Origin of the sequence: Bartonella queenslandensis AUST/NH15, assembly GCF_000312585.1 — a bacterium.
Taxonomy (GTDB): Bacteria; Pseudomonadota; Alphaproteobacteria; order Rhizobiales; family Rhizobiaceae; genus Bartonella; species Bartonella queenslandensis_A.
Genome location: NZ_HE997998.1, coordinates 193879 through 211182, shown reverse-complemented (window position 1 = coordinate 211182; position 17304 = coordinate 193879). Strand labels below are relative to the sequence as shown.

General features: G+C 38.2%; 11 protein-coding genes and 3 pseudogenes. 4 read left to right on the top strand and 10 right to left on the bottom strand.

Annotated features, from left to right (window positions below; translation table 11 throughout):
- Nucleotides 1-194: 194 nt before the first annotated feature.
- The gene (locus BN338_RS04695; RefSeq protein ID WP_039759500.1) at nt 195-692 is read right to left on the bottom strand and encodes a BA14K family protein; all 498 of its coding nucleotides are present in this window, start codon (nt 690-692) and stop codon (nt 195-197) included.
- Between the two features lie 167 nt (nt 693-859).
- On the opposite strand from BN338_RS04695, the gene BN338_RS04690 reads away from it, so the two are divergent.
- Together BN338_RS04690 and BN338_RS04685 are read left to right on the top strand one after the other, a co-directional pair.
- Entirely contained in the window at nt 860-1957 is a 1098-nt protein-coding gene (locus tag BN338_RS04690) for a carboxynorspermidine decarboxylase (protein WP_039759568.1), read from the top strand.
- Between the two features lie 53 nt (nt 1958-2010).
- A pseudogene (locus tag BN338_RS04685) lies at nt 2011-3248 on the top strand (saccharopine dehydrogenase family protein).
- Between the two features lie 724 nt (nt 3249-3972).
- Here the strand turns inward: BN338_RS04685 and BN338_RS13045 are convergent.
- From BN338_RS13045 to BN338_RS04645, 9 genes and pseudogenes are all read right to left on the bottom strand, one after another.
- A pseudogene (locus BN338_RS13045) lies at nt 3973-4172 on the bottom strand (Arm DNA-binding domain-containing protein); the annotation flags it as partial.
- A gap of 700 nt (nt 4173-4872) precedes the next feature.
- On the bottom strand, nt 4873-6279 hold the full coding sequence (gene lpdA, locus BN338_RS04680; RefSeq protein WP_039759497.1) for a dihydrolipoyl dehydrogenase: 1407 nt from the start codon (nt 6277-6279) through the stop codon (nt 4873-4875).
- Nucleotides 6280-6310: 31 nt separating this feature from the next.
- A complete protein-coding gene (odhB, locus tag BN338_RS04675) occupies nt 6311-7522 on the bottom strand; it encodes a 2-oxoglutarate dehydrogenase complex dihydrolipoyllysine-residue succinyltransferase (RefSeq protein WP_039759495.1) in 1212 nt (403 codons plus the stop codon).
- 32 nt (nt 7523-7554) lie between these two features.
- Nucleotides 7555-10554 carry a 2-oxoglutarate dehydrogenase E1 component gene (locus BN338_RS04670; protein WP_039759493.1) on the bottom strand — a complete coding sequence of 1000 codons (3000 nt, stop codon included), beginning with the start codon at nt 10552-10554 and terminating at the stop codon, nt 7555-7557.
- Nucleotides 10555-10717: 163 nt separating this feature from the next.
- Nucleotides 10718-11620 (bottom strand): succinate--CoA ligase subunit alpha, encoded by a 903-nt coding sequence (sucD, locus tag BN338_RS04665; protein WP_039759491.1) that lies wholly within the window; start codon nt 11618-11620, stop codon nt 10718-10720.
- A 3-nt stretch (nt 11621-11623) separates the two neighbouring features.
- On the bottom strand, nt 11624-12820 hold the full coding sequence (gene sucC, locus BN338_RS04660) for an ADP-forming succinate--CoA ligase subunit beta (RefSeq protein WP_039759490.1): 1197 nt from the start codon (nt 12818-12820) through the stop codon (nt 11624-11626).
- Between the two features lie 92 nt (nt 12821-12912).
- Nucleotides 12913-13875 carry a malate dehydrogenase gene (mdh, locus tag BN338_RS04655; protein ID WP_039759488.1) on the bottom strand — a complete coding sequence of 321 codons (963 nt, stop codon included), beginning with the start codon at nt 13873-13875 and terminating at the stop codon, nt 12913-12915.
- A 288-nt stretch (nt 13876-14163) separates the two neighbouring features.
- Complete coding sequence (gene zapE / locus BN338_RS04650) at nt 14164-15363, bottom strand: cell division protein ZapE (protein ID WP_039759486.1); 1200 nt, start codon at nt 15361-15363, stop codon at nt 14164-14166.
- A gap of 99 nt (nt 15364-15462) precedes the next feature.
- Nucleotides 15463-16008 (bottom strand): AprI/Inh family metalloprotease inhibitor, encoded by a 546-nt coding sequence (locus BN338_RS04645; RefSeq protein WP_039759485.1) that lies wholly within the window; start codon nt 16006-16008, stop codon nt 15463-15465.
- Nucleotides 16009-16233: 225 nt separating this feature from the next.
- Here BN338_RS04645 and dapF point away from each other — a divergent pair, with 225 nt between their 5' ends.
- Both dapF and BN338_RS04635 read left to right on the top strand, forming a co-directional pair.
- The gene (gene dapF / locus BN338_RS04640; RefSeq protein WP_039759483.1) at nt 16234-17085 is read left to right on the top strand and encodes a diaminopimelate epimerase; all 852 of its coding nucleotides are present in this window, start codon (nt 16234-16236) and stop codon (nt 17083-17085) included.
- A pseudogene (locus tag BN338_RS04635) lies at nt 17085-17304 on the top strand (tRNA (N(6)-L-threonylcarbamoyladenosine(37)-C(2))-methylthiotransferase MtaB); the annotation flags it as partial. The gene dapF and the pseudogene BN338_RS04635, both read left to right, overlap by 1 nt.

The window sequence follows — 17304 nt, the reverse complement described above, 5'->3', positions numbered from 1 at the left end:
AAACAAAATTTTACATTTTCCCCCCATTCCACACTTAATGATAATAAGATTGAATAAAACTTAAAAATATTTAAATTTTTCAAAAAACAATGCATACTTGCATGAAAATGCTGCACACCACACAAGTTTTCCTTTTATTGTAAGAACAATAATGCTCACGACAAGAAGCAATTAAAATTTTATTTAATTCATTTCTATCCTTTAAAAAAGCGTGATAAACACTGTTTACGAGGCCCATGAAAAGGCTGAAAACTATTATCATTTTTATTATAAGAGCGATAACGTGCACGACAAGATTCAATATGCTGTTTAAGTATCCATGGCTCTTTTTTTTCTGGCTTTTCTGAGGAAGACGTTAAAAACACTCTTTTAGTATCTGATACAAATTTTAATGATGCGTCTTTTGTGCTTAAGTGCGGTGATGTAACAAATGCCACTTCAGGATACCACCAATTATCTTTATATTTAACATAACCGCGCCGATAATGATGATAACCCTTAAAACCATTCAGTTCTCTACGACCCGTAAAAATCAAAGGCACCGAACTCTCTTGGATAGATGTTTGAGTAACCGGTTTGGCTTTAGCATCACTCCTATTTTGCTCCCAATTAACAAAAGTGGTCACTATAATAAAAAAACTGCTAACAAATATAAAAGCTAAAGCATAATATAATTTTTTTTTCATACTCATAACGCAAAACTCAAAATAATAAACAACAGCAGTTACAGAAAGCCTTTCTATTACTAGACAGAAACAGATTCTTTTCTTAAGATTCTTTTTTCTTGAGACATTCTGTTAGTCTTTGTACTAAACGTTTATCTTGACAATAAGATCCTTCAAAAAAGAATGAATAAATGATGATAAAAACCCCCTATTATCTTATAGACAAATCGAAACTCATCAAAAATATGCAAACGATTTCTCGTTTACGAGAAATGTCGGGAACAAAAGTTTTGCTTGCTTTGAAATGTTTTGCCACATGGAGTGTTTTTGATTTAATGTCTGAATTCATGGATGGAACCACATCATCATCTCTTTATGAACTGCGTTTAGGAAGAGAAAAGTTTGGCAAAGAAACCCATGCCTACTCGGTTGCTTGGGCGGATCAGGAAATTGATGAGGCCTGTGGTTATGCAGATAAAATTATTTTTAACTCAATCCAACAACTTCAACGCTTTTCTGATGCAACAAAAACCATTCAACGTGGTTTAAGATTAAACCCAGGAATAAGTGCATCAAATTTTGATCTTGCTAATCCCTCCCGCCCTTTTAGTCGCTTAGGAGAAACAAACCAAAGCGCTATCAAAGAAGTTCTACCTCTTATCAACGGCTTGATGATCCATAACAATTGTGAAAATGCTGACTTTAATCTTTTTAACAAAATGCTTGGAACCATGGAAGAAAAGTTTTCAGAACTTTTTTCTGCTGTTGACTGGATAAGCCTTGGCGGCGGCATCCATTTTACAGCTGAAAATTATCCTCTAGAGGCTTTTGCAGAACGCTTAAAACTCTTTTCCAAAACCCATGGCGTCACTCTTTTTCTAGAACCAGGAGAAGCTGCTATCACCAAAAGCACCACCCTAGAAGTTAGTGTTCTTGACACATTGTACAACGAAAAGAATCTTGCCATCGTTAATAGCTCGATTGAAGCACATATGCTTGATCTTCTCATTTATCGTGAAAATGCCAAATTAGAACCCAATCAAGGAGAGCACGAAATTATGATCTGCGGGAAATCCTGTCTTGCTGGTGATATTTTTGGAACATTTCGGTTTCCAACCCCCCTTAAAATAGGGGATAGACTGTCTTTTCAAGACGCAGCAGGATATACAATGGTCAAGAAAAACTGGTTTAATGGTGTAACAATGCCTTCTATTGTTTTCAAAGAATGCGATGGTACATTAACATTGCAACGCCAATTCAGCTATAACGACTATCTGGAAAGCCTTTCATAAAGATAACCATAAAAAACGTCATACAACAGTATTAAAAAGGAGATAAACCTACAATGAAGAAAAATGTTCTTATCATTGGTGCTGGAGGTGTTGCACAAGTTGTTGCACACAAATGTGCTCAAAACAACGATATTTTGGGTGAAATTCATATTGCTTCACGAACACTCAAAAAATGTGAAGCCATCATTGCTTCTATTAAAGAAAAAACACCATGAAAGAACAAGGGGTTCTCGAAGGCCATTCACTCAATGCCATGAATGTAGGAGAAACTGTGAAGCTCATCCAAAACACCAAATGCGAAATTGTCATTAATGTTGGTTCAGCCTTTCTTAATATGTCTGTTCTTTCAGCTTGTATCGAAACTAAGTGTGCTTATATCGATACTGCCATCCACGAAGACCCTCTTAAAATTTGTGAAACTCCTCCTTGGTATGGCAATTATGAATGGCCACGGCGTCAGGAATGTGAACAAGCGGGTATTACTGCTATTTTGGGTGCGGGCTTTGATCCCGGTGTTGTTAATGCTTACGCAGCATTAGCCCATAAATGTTATTTTGATAAAATCACAGACATCGATATTATCGATATTAATGCTGGAAGCCATGAACGTTGGTTTGCTACAAATTTTGATCCAGAAATTAACTTCCGTGAATTTACAGGACAAGTATGGTCATGGCAAAATAAAAAATGGACCTCTAATAAAATGTTTGAAGTCAGCCATGAATGGGATCTCCCCGTTGTTGGAAAACAAAAAGCTTATATGACAGGACATGATGAAATTCATTCTCTTTCCAAAAATCTTGATGTCCAAAATATCCGCTTCTGGATGGGTTTTAGCGATCATTATATCACTGTTTTTACCGTTTTAAAAAATCTGGGTCTCTTATCCGAACAACCCATTAAAACAGCAGAAGGACAAGAAGTCGTTCCTTTAAAAGTTGTAAAAGCTGTCTTACCTGATCCTTCCTCTCTCGCCCCAGAATACACAGGAAAAACCTGTATCGGAGATCTTATTAAAGGCGAAAAAGATGGAAACCCGAGAGAAATTTTTATCTATAACATAGCCGATCACAAACAAGCTTTTCATGAAACCGGAGCACAAGGCATTTCTTATACAGCTGGTGTACCAGCAGCCGCAACCGCCCTTCTTATTGCCACAGGCGAATGGGATGTTAAAACAATGGTCAACGTAGAAGAATTACCACCCCACCCTTTCCTCAAATACCTTGATCATATGGGGCTTTCCACCTTTATAAGAGAACAAGAAGAGGATAAAAAATTACAATTTTAAATTTGTCCCTATAGAGTGCATAGATTTAACTTTTTAAGTTATCACAAAACTGTCAAATGAAAATAACTTTAATATTCTTATGAAATTATGTTTTCTCAAAAATTTTAACTACGGGGTATATTTTGGCAACATTGAGATTTCTTAAAAAGCCTTAAATAAGATATAGATCATCTTTTTAATACATAGCAAGCAATGATCAAAAAGAACAGACAGGCAAAAACTGTTTTAATTATACTGTATGACCTGCTATTGTCATCAAAAAGAGAGGCTCTCAACAAAAGATAATAAAAATACCACTCCTTTAAAAAGAGTGGTATTTTGTAAAATATATGACATTCTCTGGACCTTAAAGAATGAAATTTTCTAATCCGCATCAATCATTAAACAATCCTATTTTTTTTTAGAAAATTCCTCTTGGCTTCTCTCGTCATGTAATTCGCGCTATATATAACCTATTGATTTATAATCATTAAAAACATCATCTCTATAAACAATAGTCTGTAAATAATTCAATTTCTTCCCGAAGACCTGCCGTTTGGCTTTCCAGTTCATCCAACTCTATAAGCAAACTTTGCTCTAATATACAACAAATTGTAAATATAACTTATTGTTTTGCGCGTTGAATGAGAGCCTCTAATACCTTAGGATTCTTTCATTACAAGTCTGTTTATATTAAATTAATCAAAACCATTTCTTTTACATGTCACAAGCAGGAGGAGTTCGTTTCACGGGCTTGTTTTAAAGAAACACCTCTTAAGGCACCCAAACCTATTTCTCGGTAGCACCCGTGAAGGATATAACGGTAAATCCATTGAGCACCTCCATCTTTACGCTTATAGAGAAATAATCCGGCACCATCACACTATTTGCCAGCCCGTGGGTGTTGCAACAGATCATTGCATTAAGACGATTCATAAGAACCATTTTTACTCCTTTCTTCTATAGTCTTTATCCACACATTCATCCCACCTATGACGTGCAAAGGAATGGTTTTAATTGATTCAAGATAAACAGCTTTGAAATGAAAAAATCTTACGATATTCAGAATTCTCACTCAACATACAAAACAGTGAATTATCATTATAAATCAATATTTATTGTTTGAATAAAAGAAGCAGCAAGAAAAAATACTCTTATAAAAGCTGCTCAAATAACTAAAAAGTGTATAAAAGGCTAGTAAATATAATTTATGGTGCCGACTCATATCTTTTACTAAGTACAAAAATTATGATGTGTAATGGGTTTATATACGTCACAAAGAATTTTACAGTTATACCATTCACGAACACACTATTGCGAAATAGGCTTGAGATTTTTGAGAGATGCTTCCTTAAAACAAAGCACGCAAATAGGCTGAAAATCCTATCCTTAATATTTTATAACAGTATAAAAATACCTCATATGTAAAACGTTACATAGATTAAATACGACCAAACACCACCGCTCTGAACGATAGTACAAGATAATCAATCAAAATTGCACAACTGAGATCTAAAATAACACTTATTGAAAAGCACGCAACAAATTAAGTGGAATATCTCATACTCTTGTTTTACTCTTTCTAAAATGTTGTTGCATGCTTCACAAATATTTACAGCCCCTTGAGCCTTTTAAAACGTACTTTTTAAATATGAAGTGGTTTAGCAAATGTTGCTAAAGCTGCTTCACGTACTGCTTCTGATAAGGTTGGATGCGCATGACAACAGCGACCCAGATCTTCTGATGAGCCACCAAATTCCATTAACACTGCAATCTCGTGGATCATTTCACCAGCAGCAAAACCAAGAATATGCCCCCCCAAAACCCGATCTGTTTTTTTATCAGAAAGGATTTTAACAAATCCATCGCTCTTTTGCATCGCGCGTGCCCGACCATTAGCCATAAAAGGAAATTTGCCAACATTATATTCAATATCAGCCGCTTTCAGTTCTTCTTCTGTCTTTCCTACACTCGCAATTTCTGGCTGTGTATAAACAACACTAGGAATAACATCAAAATTAACATGCCCTTTCTGACCTGCCAAAATTTCTGCAACAGCAACGCCTTCTTCCTCTGCTCTATGCGCTAACATTGGCCCTTTTACAACATCACCAATCGCATAAATTCCTGGAATATTTGTCTGCCAATGGGCATTAATTGCAATAAATCCGCGTTCATCTAATTGAACACCAACCTCACTCAAGCCAAGCCCCTCCGTATATGGAGAACGCCCCGTAGCAATAAGCACAACATCAGCCTCTAAAGTTTCAGATTCACCACCTTTGATAAATTCAAAGCTCACCTTAGCCACTGAACCAGTTTGCGTAATGGCAGTTACCTTTGCCCCTGTTTTATATTCAATTCCCTGTTTTTCCATTAATTTCTGAAATTGCCGTGAAATTTCACCATCCATTGAGCCCAGAACCTTATTAAGATACTCAATAATAGTCACTTTAGCCCCTAAACGGCTCCAAACCGACCCAAGTTCTGAACCAATGACACCAGCACCCACCACAATCATATGTTCTGGCACTTTTTCAAGTGAAAGGGCTCCCGTAGAAGAAACAATAGTCTTTTCATCAATTTTAACATTGACCCCTGGAATGCCTGAACTTTGTGAGCCCGTAGCAATAATAATATTTTTTGTTTCAATTGTTTGTTTATTACCATCTCTAGCAACAACTTCCACATGACCCGCACTCAAAATTTTGGCTTCTCCAAAAAAAGTATCAACTTTATTTTTTTTCATCAAAAAAGAAACGCCACTAGTATTAGCTGTCACCACAGATTTCTTATGGACCATCATTTGTTCAAGATTAAGTTTAGATTTGCCAATAGAAATCCCAAGTGTTTCAAAACCATGCTGGGTTTCAGCAAACACTTCTGAAGCATGCAACAACGCTTTAGAAGGTATACAACCAACATTGAGACATGTTCCCCCTAATGTTGTACGCTTTTCAATAATTGCTACTTTAAGTCCTAGTTGTGCCGCCTTTATTGCTGCTACATAACCACCTGGACCCGCTCCGATCACAGCCACATCATAAGACATCCGTTTCTCCTTTCATCCTGAAAACTGTATTTTACAAATCAAGAACAAGGCGTTCCGGATCTTCTAAGCTTTCCTTAACACGCACAAGGAAAGTTACAGCTTCTTGCCCATCCACAATACGGTGATCATAAGAAAGCGCTAAATACATCATGGGGCGGATTACCGCTTGCCCCTCCACAACCATTGCTCGCTCTTTAATCGCATGCATTCCCAAAATACCAGATTGTGGTGCATTCAAAATTGGTGTCGACATCAACGACCCATACACACCACCATTGGTAATGGTAAAAGTTCCACCTTGCATATCAGAAACAGCTAATTTTCCATCACGCGCAAGACGTCCCAAACGGCCAATCTCCTTTTCAATCTCTGCTAATGACATTTGATCTGCATCACGCACCACTGGAACGACAAGCCCTTTATCCGTTCCAACAGCAATTCCAACATTGACATAGTTTTTGTAAACAATATCTGTTCCATCAATTTCAGCATTAACAGCAGGAAGTTCTTTTAATGCATGACAAACAGCTTTGGTAAAAAATCCCATAAAACCAAGTTTAACACCATGTTTCTTTTCAAAAAGATCCTTATAACGCTTGCGCAAATCCATCACTGCTGACATATCAACCTCATTAAATGTGGTTAACATTGCTGCCACATTTTGCGCATCTTTAAGACGACGAGCAATTGTTTGACGTAATTTCGTCATACGAACCCGCTCTTCACGCGTTTCTGATACAGAAGTTACAGAAGAACTCGTTGCAGAGGAAGAAGGTGTAGGAGCATTTGTTCTTTGTTCTAACCCACCAAGAACATCTCCTTTAAGAATTTGTCCACGCTTTCCAGAACCTGAAATATCACTTTTCGTAACATTATTTTCAGCCATCAATTTTGCTGCTGAAGGTGAAGGAGGCATGGTACTGCTCGAAGCTGGCTTCTCCGATTCAGATGAAGCTGCTACAACAGGTGTAGCAGCAGGTGAAAAGGATTGGGAAACACCCGCTTCACCAGCCTCCACTGCTCCTAAAAGAGCATTTACTTCAACCGTATCGCCTTCTTTTGCGATGATTTCAGATAATCTCCCCGCAACAGGCGAAGGAACTTCAACTGTTACCTTATCAGTTTCTAATTCAACCAAAGGCTCATCCATAGCAACAGCTTCGCCAAGTTTTTTAAACCATTTGCCAACCGTTGCTTCGGTGACCGATTCGCCCAAAGTAGGAACACGGATTTCAGTAGTCATAATATTTTTCCATACATCAAAGTAGTAATAAATTAAGAACCTAACGCGTCTTTAAGAAACGCAGCCAGTTGTTCAAGGTGTTTCACCATTAACCCAGAGGCCGGTGATGCACTCGCAGGACGCCCTGCATAACGAGCACGCGAATATTGCGCATTAATATGCGTCAAAACCCATTCCAAATAAGGCTCAATAAATGACCAAGCCCCCATGTTTTTTGGTTCCTCCTGACACCAAAAAACCTCTGCTTGCAAAAAGCGCGATAACACATTCACCAAAACTTTTGCAGGAAAAGGATACAACTGTTCAACACGAAGGAGATAAACATCATCGATACCCTTTTTTTCACGTTCTTCATAAAGGTCGTAATAAACCTTACCCGTACAAAGAACGACACGGCGAATTTTATTATCTTTTTGCAATTTCACGACAGAATCTTTGAGACATTCTGCATCATCAAGCAACACACGATGGAAACTTGTTTCTGGTCCCATTTCATTGAGAAGAGAAACAGCCCGCTTATGACGCAAAAGTGATTTAGGTGTCATAAGAATCAAAGGCTTACGGAAATCACGCTTAATTTGTCGACGCAAAATATGAAAATAATTTGCAGGGGTTGTACAATTAGCAACCTGCATATTATCTTCCGCACAAAGCTGAAGAAATCGTTCTAAACGTGCAGAAGAATGTTCCGGTCCTTGCCCTTCAAACCCATGAGGTAACAAACACACAAGACCAGACATACGAAGCCATTTACGCTCTGCAGATGAAATAAATTGGTCAAAGATGACCTGTGCACCATTAGAGAAATCACCAAATTGTGCTTCCCAAAGTGTTAATCCGCGTGGTTCAGCAAGAGAATATCCATATTCAAAACCAAGAACAGCTTCTTCAGAAAGCATAGAGTTAACAACTTCATAAAGCGCTTGCCCCTTTTGTAAATGATTCAAAGGAATATAACGCGCTTCATTTTCTTGGTCATAAAGCACTGAATGACGTTGTGAAAAAGTTCCCCGTTCAACATCCTCACCAGAAAGACGAATCGGCGCTCCTTCTAAACAAAGTGAACCAAAAGCTAAAGCTTCAGCGGTTGCCCAGTCAACGCCCTCACCTGTTTCAAAAATTTTAGCACGATTATTTAAAAAACGCTGTATCGTTTTATGAACATTAAAATTTGCTGGAACTTCGACAAGTTTCTGACCAATGTCCTTTAAAGTTTCTAATTCAACACCCGTTGTCCTAGAATGTTGCTCATCAGAATTACTAAAAGCTTTAATGCCCATCCAGCTTCCATCAAGCCAATCAGCCTTATTAGGCTTATAAGAACCACTTGCTTCCAATTCCTCTTCAAGCTTATCACGCCACAACTTTTTTTGTTGCTCAATCTCTTCTGAAGAAACCATTCCCTCTGCTATCAATTGATCACTATAAAGCTGAAGAGTTGTTTTATGATTACGAATTGCTTTATACATAAGCGGTTGCGTAAAGGAAGGTTCATCACCTTCATTATGTCCATAACGGCGATAACAAAACATATCAATGACCACCGGTTTATGGAAAATTTGACGAAATTCCATTGCTATTTTTGCAACAAAAACAACAGCTTCAGGATCATCCCCATTCACATGGAAAATGGGAGCATCAATCATCTTTGCAACATCAGATGGATAAGGCGAAGAACGTGAAAAACGTGGCGCTGTTGTAAAACCAATCTGATTATTGATAATAACATGAAGTGAGCCTGCAACACGATAACCCTTAAGACCTGAAAGACCAAAAGTTTCTTGGATAACGCCTTGTCCTGCAAAAGCAGCATCACCATGAATAAGCAATGGCAATACTTTTGAACGCTCACTTAATGGGAGTGAATCAGTATGTGTAGGTCCCATAAGTTGATCTTGTTTAGCACGTGCTTTTCCCATAACAACCGGATCAACAATCTCAAGATGAGAGGGATTAGGCAAAAGTGATAAATGAACTTTATTCCCATCAAAGTCCAAATCTGCAGTCGTGCCTAAATGATATTTAACATCACCGGATCCCTCTACATCATCCGGCTTATAAGACCCTCCTTTGAATTCATGAAAGATAGCTCTATGCGGCTTGGCGAGTACTTGTGAAAGAACATTTAAACGCCCACGATGGGCCATTCCTAAAATAACTTCCTGCACCCCTAAAGCACTACCACATTTAACAATTTGTTCAAGAGCAGGAATCAGCGCTTCACCACCATCAAGTCCAAAACGTTTTGTACCTTTATATTTAGTATCTAAAAACTGTTCGAATCCCTCTGCCTGAATAAGTTTATTCAGGATAGCTTTCTTGTCTTGCTGAGTGAAAGCAATTTTTTTGTCTCGCCCTTCAATACGCTCTTGAAGCCATGCTTTCTGGATTGGATCAGAAACATGCATATATTCCACACCGATTGTTGAACAATAGGTACGATTGAGAATTTCAAGCATTTGCGGAATAGTTGCATATTCCAATCCTAAAACATTATCAATAAAAATGGGACGCTCATAATCAGCAGGAGTAAAACCGTAAGCTTCTGGAGAAAGTTCTCTATAATCCTCCAGTTTTTCTGCCAATTGAAGAGGGTCAAGCTTTGCACGAAGATGCCCCCGTGCTCGAAACGCACGAATCATCATAATGGCGTGAACAGAATCACGCGTTGCACGAATAATATCTTGTTCACTGGAAGTTTTTCCTTTTTGTGCACTCCCCGTTGCTGCTTTTTCCTTTAATTTATCACCAAGATATTTTTCAAGAGAAGACCAATCACCATCAAGAGCAGAAACCAACTCACCATTTGGCTTCAATGGCCAATGATCACGCTGCCATGTTGCTCCTTCAGCATTTTTGAGAACATCCTCTTTGTTATCATGAAGTCCTTCAAAAAAAGCACGCCACTGTGAATCAACACTGGTAGGATCTTTTTCATACTGAGCATAAAGTTGATCTATATAATCCGCATTCCCACCATAAAGAAATGACGTCTGTGCAAAAAGACTATTTATCTCGTCCTGCCTTGCCATATACCTCTCCGGAACATCTATTCCGTCTCCTTATATCTCTTTTCGACCTTTAAATGCTTACAAAGCAGATGAGGGTACGAATATTTAAAAAAGTTTTACCTTTTTATACTCAAGTTTTCCCACCTGAATTAAGAAAATATTCTTATTCAGATGAAGTTTTCTTTTAGCCCTTCAAAACTGACATTAAAGTCTTGCCTATCTGTGATGGCGAAGGAGACACACGAATTCCAGCTGATTCCATTGCAGCAATTTTATCTTCTGCTCCACCTTTACCACCAGAAATAACAGCACCAGCATGTCCCATTGTCCGCCCTGGAGGAGCCGTACGACCAGCAATAAAGCCAACAACTGGCTTTTTACGCCCTTTTCTTGCTTCATCTCTCAAAAACTGTGCCGCTTCTTCTTCAGCAGATCCACCAATCTCTCCAATCATAACAATAGACTGGGTTTCATCATCCGCTAAAAACATTTCCAACACATCAATAAATTCAGTTCCCTTAACAGGATCACCACCAATCCCTATAGCGGTTGTTTGTCCCAGACCTTCCTGACTTGTTTGAAAAACAGCTTCATAAGTTAAAGTTCCCGACCGTGAAACAACCCCAACAGAGCCTTTTTTAAAAATAGAACCAGGCATAATACCAATTTTACATTCGTTTGGCGTGAGAATACCAGGACAATTAGGACCAATAAGACGAGATTTTGAGTTTTCTAATCGCGCCTTTACTTTTACCATATCCATAACGGGAATACCTTCCGTAATACAGATAATTAAACGAACTTCAGCTTCAATAGCTTCTATAACAGCTGCCGCAGCCCCTGCAGGAGGAACATAAATAACGGAAGCATCTGCACCTGTTTTTTCTTTTGCTTCTGCAACACTAGCAAATATAGGAAGAGTTTCACCTTTTGAACCTTCCCATATTTCTCCACCCTTTTTAGGATTAACACCACCAACCATTTGCGTGCCATGATAAGCAAGCGCCTGTTCTGTATGAAATGTTCCTGTTTTTCCTGTAAGCCCTTGAACGAGAACTTTTGTCTCTTTATTCACCAGAATTGACATAACTTACGCTCCCTTCACGGCTGCAACAATTTTTTGAGCAGCATCATCTAAATCATCAGCGGGAATAACATTCAAACCACTGTCATTGATAATCGCTTTACCCTGCTCAACATTCGTACCTTCAAGACGAACAACCAAGGGAACCTTTAAACCAACTTCACGAACAGCAGCGACCACACCTTCAGCAATGACATCACAACGCATAATACCACCAAAAATGTTAACCAAAATGCCCTTAACATTTGGATCAGCCGTAATAATCTTAAAAGCAGCTGTTACCTTTTCTTTTGATGCTCCACCACCAACATCCAAAAAATTCGCCGGTTCAGCTCCATAAAGCTTAATAATATCCATGGTTGCCATAGCAAGACCCGCACCATTGACCATACAACCAATTGTGCCCTCAAGAGCAACATAAGCCAGATCATGCTTTGAAGCTTCGATTTCTTTTGGATCTTCTTCTGAAAGATCGCGCAATTCTAAAATATCTGGATGACGAAACAAAGCATTATTATCAAAAGAAACTTTAGCATCAAGGACGCGCAAATGACCGTCTTTCATCACTATAAACGGATTGATTTCTAAAAGGCTCATATCTTTTTCACAAAATGCCTTATAGAGAATTGGAAAAAGCTTTTCACCATCTTCCCGCGCACTATCGCGCAATTCTAACGCATCACAAAGTCTTGCACAATCAGCAGAAGTAACTCCCTCTACGGAATCAATGGGCAGTGTGAAAATTTTCTCTGGTGTCTCTTCAGCCACCGTTTCAATATCCATTCCCCCTTCTGTTGAAACAACAAAAGCAATCCGACCAACGCTACGATCAACCAAAAGCGAAAGATAAAGTTCGCGCTCAATATCGGCACCATCTTCAATATAAAGACGATTGACTTGTTTACCCTCTGGACCAGTTTGTTTTGTTACTAAAGTTTTTCCAAGCATTTCTTGAACATTTGCAACAACTTCTTCAACAGATTGCGCAAGCCGAACACCACCCTTTGCATCAGGACCAAGTTCTTTAAACTTACCCTTACCACGACCACCAGCGTGTATCTGACTTTTAACCACATAGAGAGGTCCAGGCAATTTTTTTGCCCATTTCTCAGCTTGCTCTACAGAATAAACAGCAACACCATTGGCAATGGGTGCTCCATATTCATGAAGCAGACGTTTGGCCTGATACTCATGGATATTCATGCATTTGTCCTTTTCTTTTATGGATTACTTTATTAATCTTTAAATTCTGATACTTTGAATACTCTGTTTTAGTGAACAAAACCTTGCCCAATTTATTTGAGAGCAGGCACAAGAGCAACACAAGCTTCACAAAGCTTTTTAACCGCATTTACGGAATAATTAAAAGCATCTCTTTCCTCTTTATCAAGATCAATTTCAATGACCCTTTCAACACCACCTGCACCAAGTACAACAGGAACACCAACATAGGTATCATTAACGCCATATTCTCCTGAAAGATAGGCTGCAACAGGCACAACACGCTTAGTATCCTTTAAATAGGCCTCAGCCATAGAAACAGCAGAAGCAGCTGGAGCATAATAAGCAGAACCTGTTTTTAACAAACTAACAATTTCTGCACCACCATCACGAGTACGTTGAATAATTTGATCAATTCTTTCCTGTGTTGTCCAACCCATTTTAATAAGATCAGGCAAAGAAATACCACCAACTGTTGAATAACGCACCAAGGACACCATTGAATCACCATGCCCACCTAAAACAAACGCTGTCACATCTTTGACAGAGACTTTAAATTCTTCAGATAAAAAATAACGAAAACGCGCTGAATCCAGAATACCAGCCATACCAACCACTTTATGCACCGGAAGACCTGAAAATTTCTGCAATGCCCACACCATTGCATCAAGAGGATTTGTGATACAAATAACAAAAGCTGAAGGTGCATATTTTTTAATCCCAGCACCAACTTGTTCCATGACTTTTAAATTAATACCCAAAAGATCGTCACGGCTCATACCCGGTTTCCGTGCCACTCCTGCCGTTACAATAACAACATCAGATCCTTCAATTGCTTCATAAGCATTTGCACCTTTTAAATTAACATCAAAACCATCAACGGGAGAAGATTCACCAATATCAAGAGCTTTACCCTGTGGCATACCTTCTGCAATATCAAATAAGACCACATCAGCAAGCTCTTTAAGCCCAATAATATGTGCTAAAGTACCCCCAATCATACCTGAACCAATGAGAGCTATCTTTTTTCGTGTCATTTTATTCTTTCCTAACTTTTAGATAATTCAGCGCACACTCATCAGCGCCCATATACTGAATATTTTTGACTTCAACCACATTTAAACAATATAATAAAAAGGATTAAAGAAATGAAATTTACAAATTTCTTTCCTTATAGAAACAACAACCCTCCGCAGAAATAACTATTAGAAAATTATCATGATGTATCGATAAAGTGAATTAAAAAAAAATACAATAGAATTATTACGTTTCTTTAATTTCAAAGAGTTATAGTTTTTACAGTTTACGTAAAGGTAAAAGTATAATCAATGCTTCTTCTTCAAAAGAAAATGTTCTTCCCAAAGTTTCAAATAATCGTGACTTTGCATTTCAAAAAGACGTGACTGTGTTCTTTGAAACTCAAATGTTTCCGCAGTCTGAGCGTGTCCCTTATATAAATGCTCCATACCTGCTGCTGCCGACATAAATAACCGGATGTTGCGCTCATAAAGAATATCAATAAGCAAAATAAACCGTTTTGTTTCATTGCGACATGTATCATCCATGACCGGTACATTATCGATAAAAATCGTATGATAACGCTCCCCTAATACCAAATACTCAGCCGCTGCCAAAGGCTGTGCACACAAATCTCGATAATCAAAGCGTGCACATCCCGCACCAAAACGGGGAATAGGGATAAGGCGCCCTTTTATAGAAAGCTCATCAGATATTTCCTTATGTCCTTGCAACACAAGTTCCCACGCTTGATCCATACATCCATCTGCTTTTTTCCCTAATGGGGTTACATACACAGGCTGTCGATTTGATTTTTCAAGACGATAATCCGTTTTTGCATCAAGATTAAAAACACAAACATAGGCTTTTAAAGTTTGGATAAAAGGCAAAAAGAGTTCACGATTTAAACCATTATAATAAAGATTATCCGGCGCCACATTTGAAGTCGCAATAAAGAAAATTTCTTTATCAAACAAAGCAGAAATAAGCCGCCCCAACACCATAGCATCAGCAATATCTGTTACACTGAATTCATCAAAACAAAGCACTTTTGTTTCTCGTGCAAAATCTTCAGCAACAGCTAAAATAGGATTATCTTGTTTAGATTTTGCATGCCCAGATGCTTGACGATAAAAATTAATACGCTCATGCACATCAGCCATAAAATCATTAAAATGAGCACGCTTTTTTTGGTTCTTAGGCAAACAAGAAAAGAACAAATCCATGAGCATGGTTTTACCCCGTCCTACTTCACCATAAATATACAACCCCTGAAAAGAACCATTTTCATCCCCTTGTTTTACAACATGAGAAAAGTTTTGTTTTTTCCTTTTAAAGATTCTTTTTAAAAAGGACACAAATATCCAGGACCAAGGACGAGAACCATTTCGTTCCAAAATTTTTTTTAATAAATGGTCAAAGTGCTCTGTTACAGCCAATTGAGCTGGATCAAAACGGACTTTCCCTTCAGAAACCAGCTCCTTATAGCGCATTGAAACGAGAACCATCCAAACCACCTTTTTCCAACCGTTTTCACTGAAAAATATAAATTCTTTTCACTAATCTGCCCATATAGCTTATTTTTTCATAAACGGTCAAAAAATGATCTAACGTCTTAAAACAACGGGATGATCATCAAGTGTACGTCCCTCAAAACGATCAATATTTGAAGAATAAAGAGTGATGATAACACGCCCATAATTATTATAAAAATATAATCTTTTTCCCTTAACGGCCCACGATCTCACTTGGGAAGCAATTCCTGGACAGTGTAAAGGACCAGCTCTGTACCCTTGCCCAAACTTTGTTTGTGGCGTTGCAATCCGACAAACTTTACCTTCAATAGAAAGTTTCCATACCCCAGCAATACTTGCAGGAAACAAATCAGTGGCATTGCTTGGCAATTCGAGACTAGCCATTCGTCCATCACTCTGAGAATCTCCTTTCTCATACATCGAAGCGTTTGCCGCTTCAGATATAGACGAAGAAGCAGATGACAGATTAGACACTTCCAATGTTGTCATTTGTTGATATGGATAAAAAACTTCTAATGCGTTATTATTATCATTATTGTCAAACCGCGTTGTTGAACATCCCCCTAAAAGCATTACAGTTGACATTGCAACGAAAAACGAATTTTTTGAAAACGACATATCTGTACTCTCTCCCACGACAATAAATAAACTCACAAAAAAATTAAGTGAATATTCGTTATAATTACAAAGATAAATTAACAAATTAAAAAAACAGGATTAAAATTACTCACTTCAAACAAAATAATTTATGTACTTAGTTTTATGTTTATTAAATACTAGAAATTTATAAGATTTTTAGTCATATATCCCTTGATAATTAATTATTAGAAATAGAGAAATTTCATGAAAACGCCATTTAGCAAAATGGATGGTCTTGGAAATCAAATTATTGTTGCTGATATGCGCGAAAGTACAAAGGCTCTCACAGTACAAGCAATCCTTGCTTTATCGGCAGATCCCGAAATGCATTTTGATCAAATCATGGCTATCCACACACCAACCCAGAAAGAAGCCGACTTCCGAATCGAAATATGGAATGCTGATGGTTCAAAAGCTAAAGCTTGTGGTAATGGTACCCGCTGTGTCATTGCATGGCTCACAGACCACAATTTTGGTGAAAGTTTTCGTTTAGAAACCCCTGCTGGAATTGTTGAAGGAAAACGCCAGATTAGCAATCTCATCTCTGTTGATATGGGATGCCCAAATTTCAACGCAAAAGAGATGCCTGTTTCACGTGAAATAGCTGATACCAATCACGTAGAAATTACGGCTGGTCCCTTAAAAGATGCTTGCCTTATATCTATTGGCAATCTCCATGCTATCTATTTTATTGAAAACGATATTCAACATATTCCATTAGAAAAATATGGACCAAAACTTGAATATGATCCCCTGTTTCCAGAACGGTGTAATATTTCCATTGCTTGCATAACATCAAAGAAAAGTCTAAATTTACGCACATGGGAACGAGGAGCAGGATTAACACAAGCATGTGGGAGTGCTGCTTGTGCCAGTGCAGTAGCCGCTTATCGACGTGGTCTGACACAGCGCCATATCGATGTAACCTTACCAGGGGGAACACTTAATATTTTTTATCGAGAAGATGACCATATTATCATGACGGGACCAATAAAATATCACTTTAGTGGTTTTTTTAACCCTTTAACAGGGCGCTACAAAAAGGATCACTCTTGATGGCAGTAGAAATTGTAACTTTTGGTTGTCGACTCAATAGCTACGAATCGGAAATCATTCGCAAAGAAAGTACTTCGTCAGGGCTAGACCAGCTCAAAGATGGTGCGATTATCTTTAACACCTGCGCTGTCACTGCCGAAGCCGTACGACAAGCAAAACAAGCTATCCGCAAAGCACGACGTGAAAATCCTCATGCGCGCATCATTGTAACAGGGTGTG

Coding starts and splice junctions, on each gene's coding strand:
- odhB (WP_039759495.1), bottom strand. CDS start 7,522: ATGACTACTGAAATCCGTGTTCCTACTTTGGGCGAATCGGTCACCGAA.
- BN338_RS04670 (WP_039759493.1), bottom strand. CDS start 10,554: ATGGCAAGGCAGGACGAGATAAATAGTCTTTTTGCACAGACGTCATTT.
- mdh (WP_039759488.1), bottom strand. CDS start 13,875: ATGACACGAAAAAAGATAGCTCTCATTGGTTCAGGTATGATTGGGGGT.
- sucC (WP_039759490.1), bottom strand. CDS start 12,820: ATGAATATCCATGAGTATCAGGCCAAACGTCTGCTTCATGAATATGGA.
- sucD (WP_039759491.1), bottom strand. CDS start 11,620: ATGTCAATTCTGGTGAATAAAGAGACAAAAGTTCTCGTTCAAGGGCTT.
- BN338_RS04645 (WP_039759485.1), bottom strand. CDS start 16,008: ATGTCGTTTTCAAAAAATTCGTTTTTCGTTGCAATGTCAACTGTAATG.
- BN338_RS04695 (WP_039759500.1), bottom strand. CDS start 692: ATGAGTATGAAAAAAAAATTATATTATGCTTTAGCTTTTATATTTGTT.
- BN338_RS04690 (WP_039759568.1), top strand. CDS start 860: ATGATAAAAACCCCCTATTATCTTATAGACAAATCGAAACTCATCAAA.
- dapF (WP_039759483.1), top strand. CDS start 16,234: ATGAAAACGCCATTTAGCAAAATGGATGGTCTTGGAAATCAAATTATT.
- zapE (WP_039759486.1), bottom strand. CDS start 15,363: ATGGTTCTCGTTTCAATGCGCTATAAGGAGCTGGTTTCTGAAGGGAAA.
- lpdA (WP_039759497.1), bottom strand. CDS start 6,279: ATGTCTTATGATGTGGCTGTGATCGGAGCGGGTCCAGGTGGTTATGTA.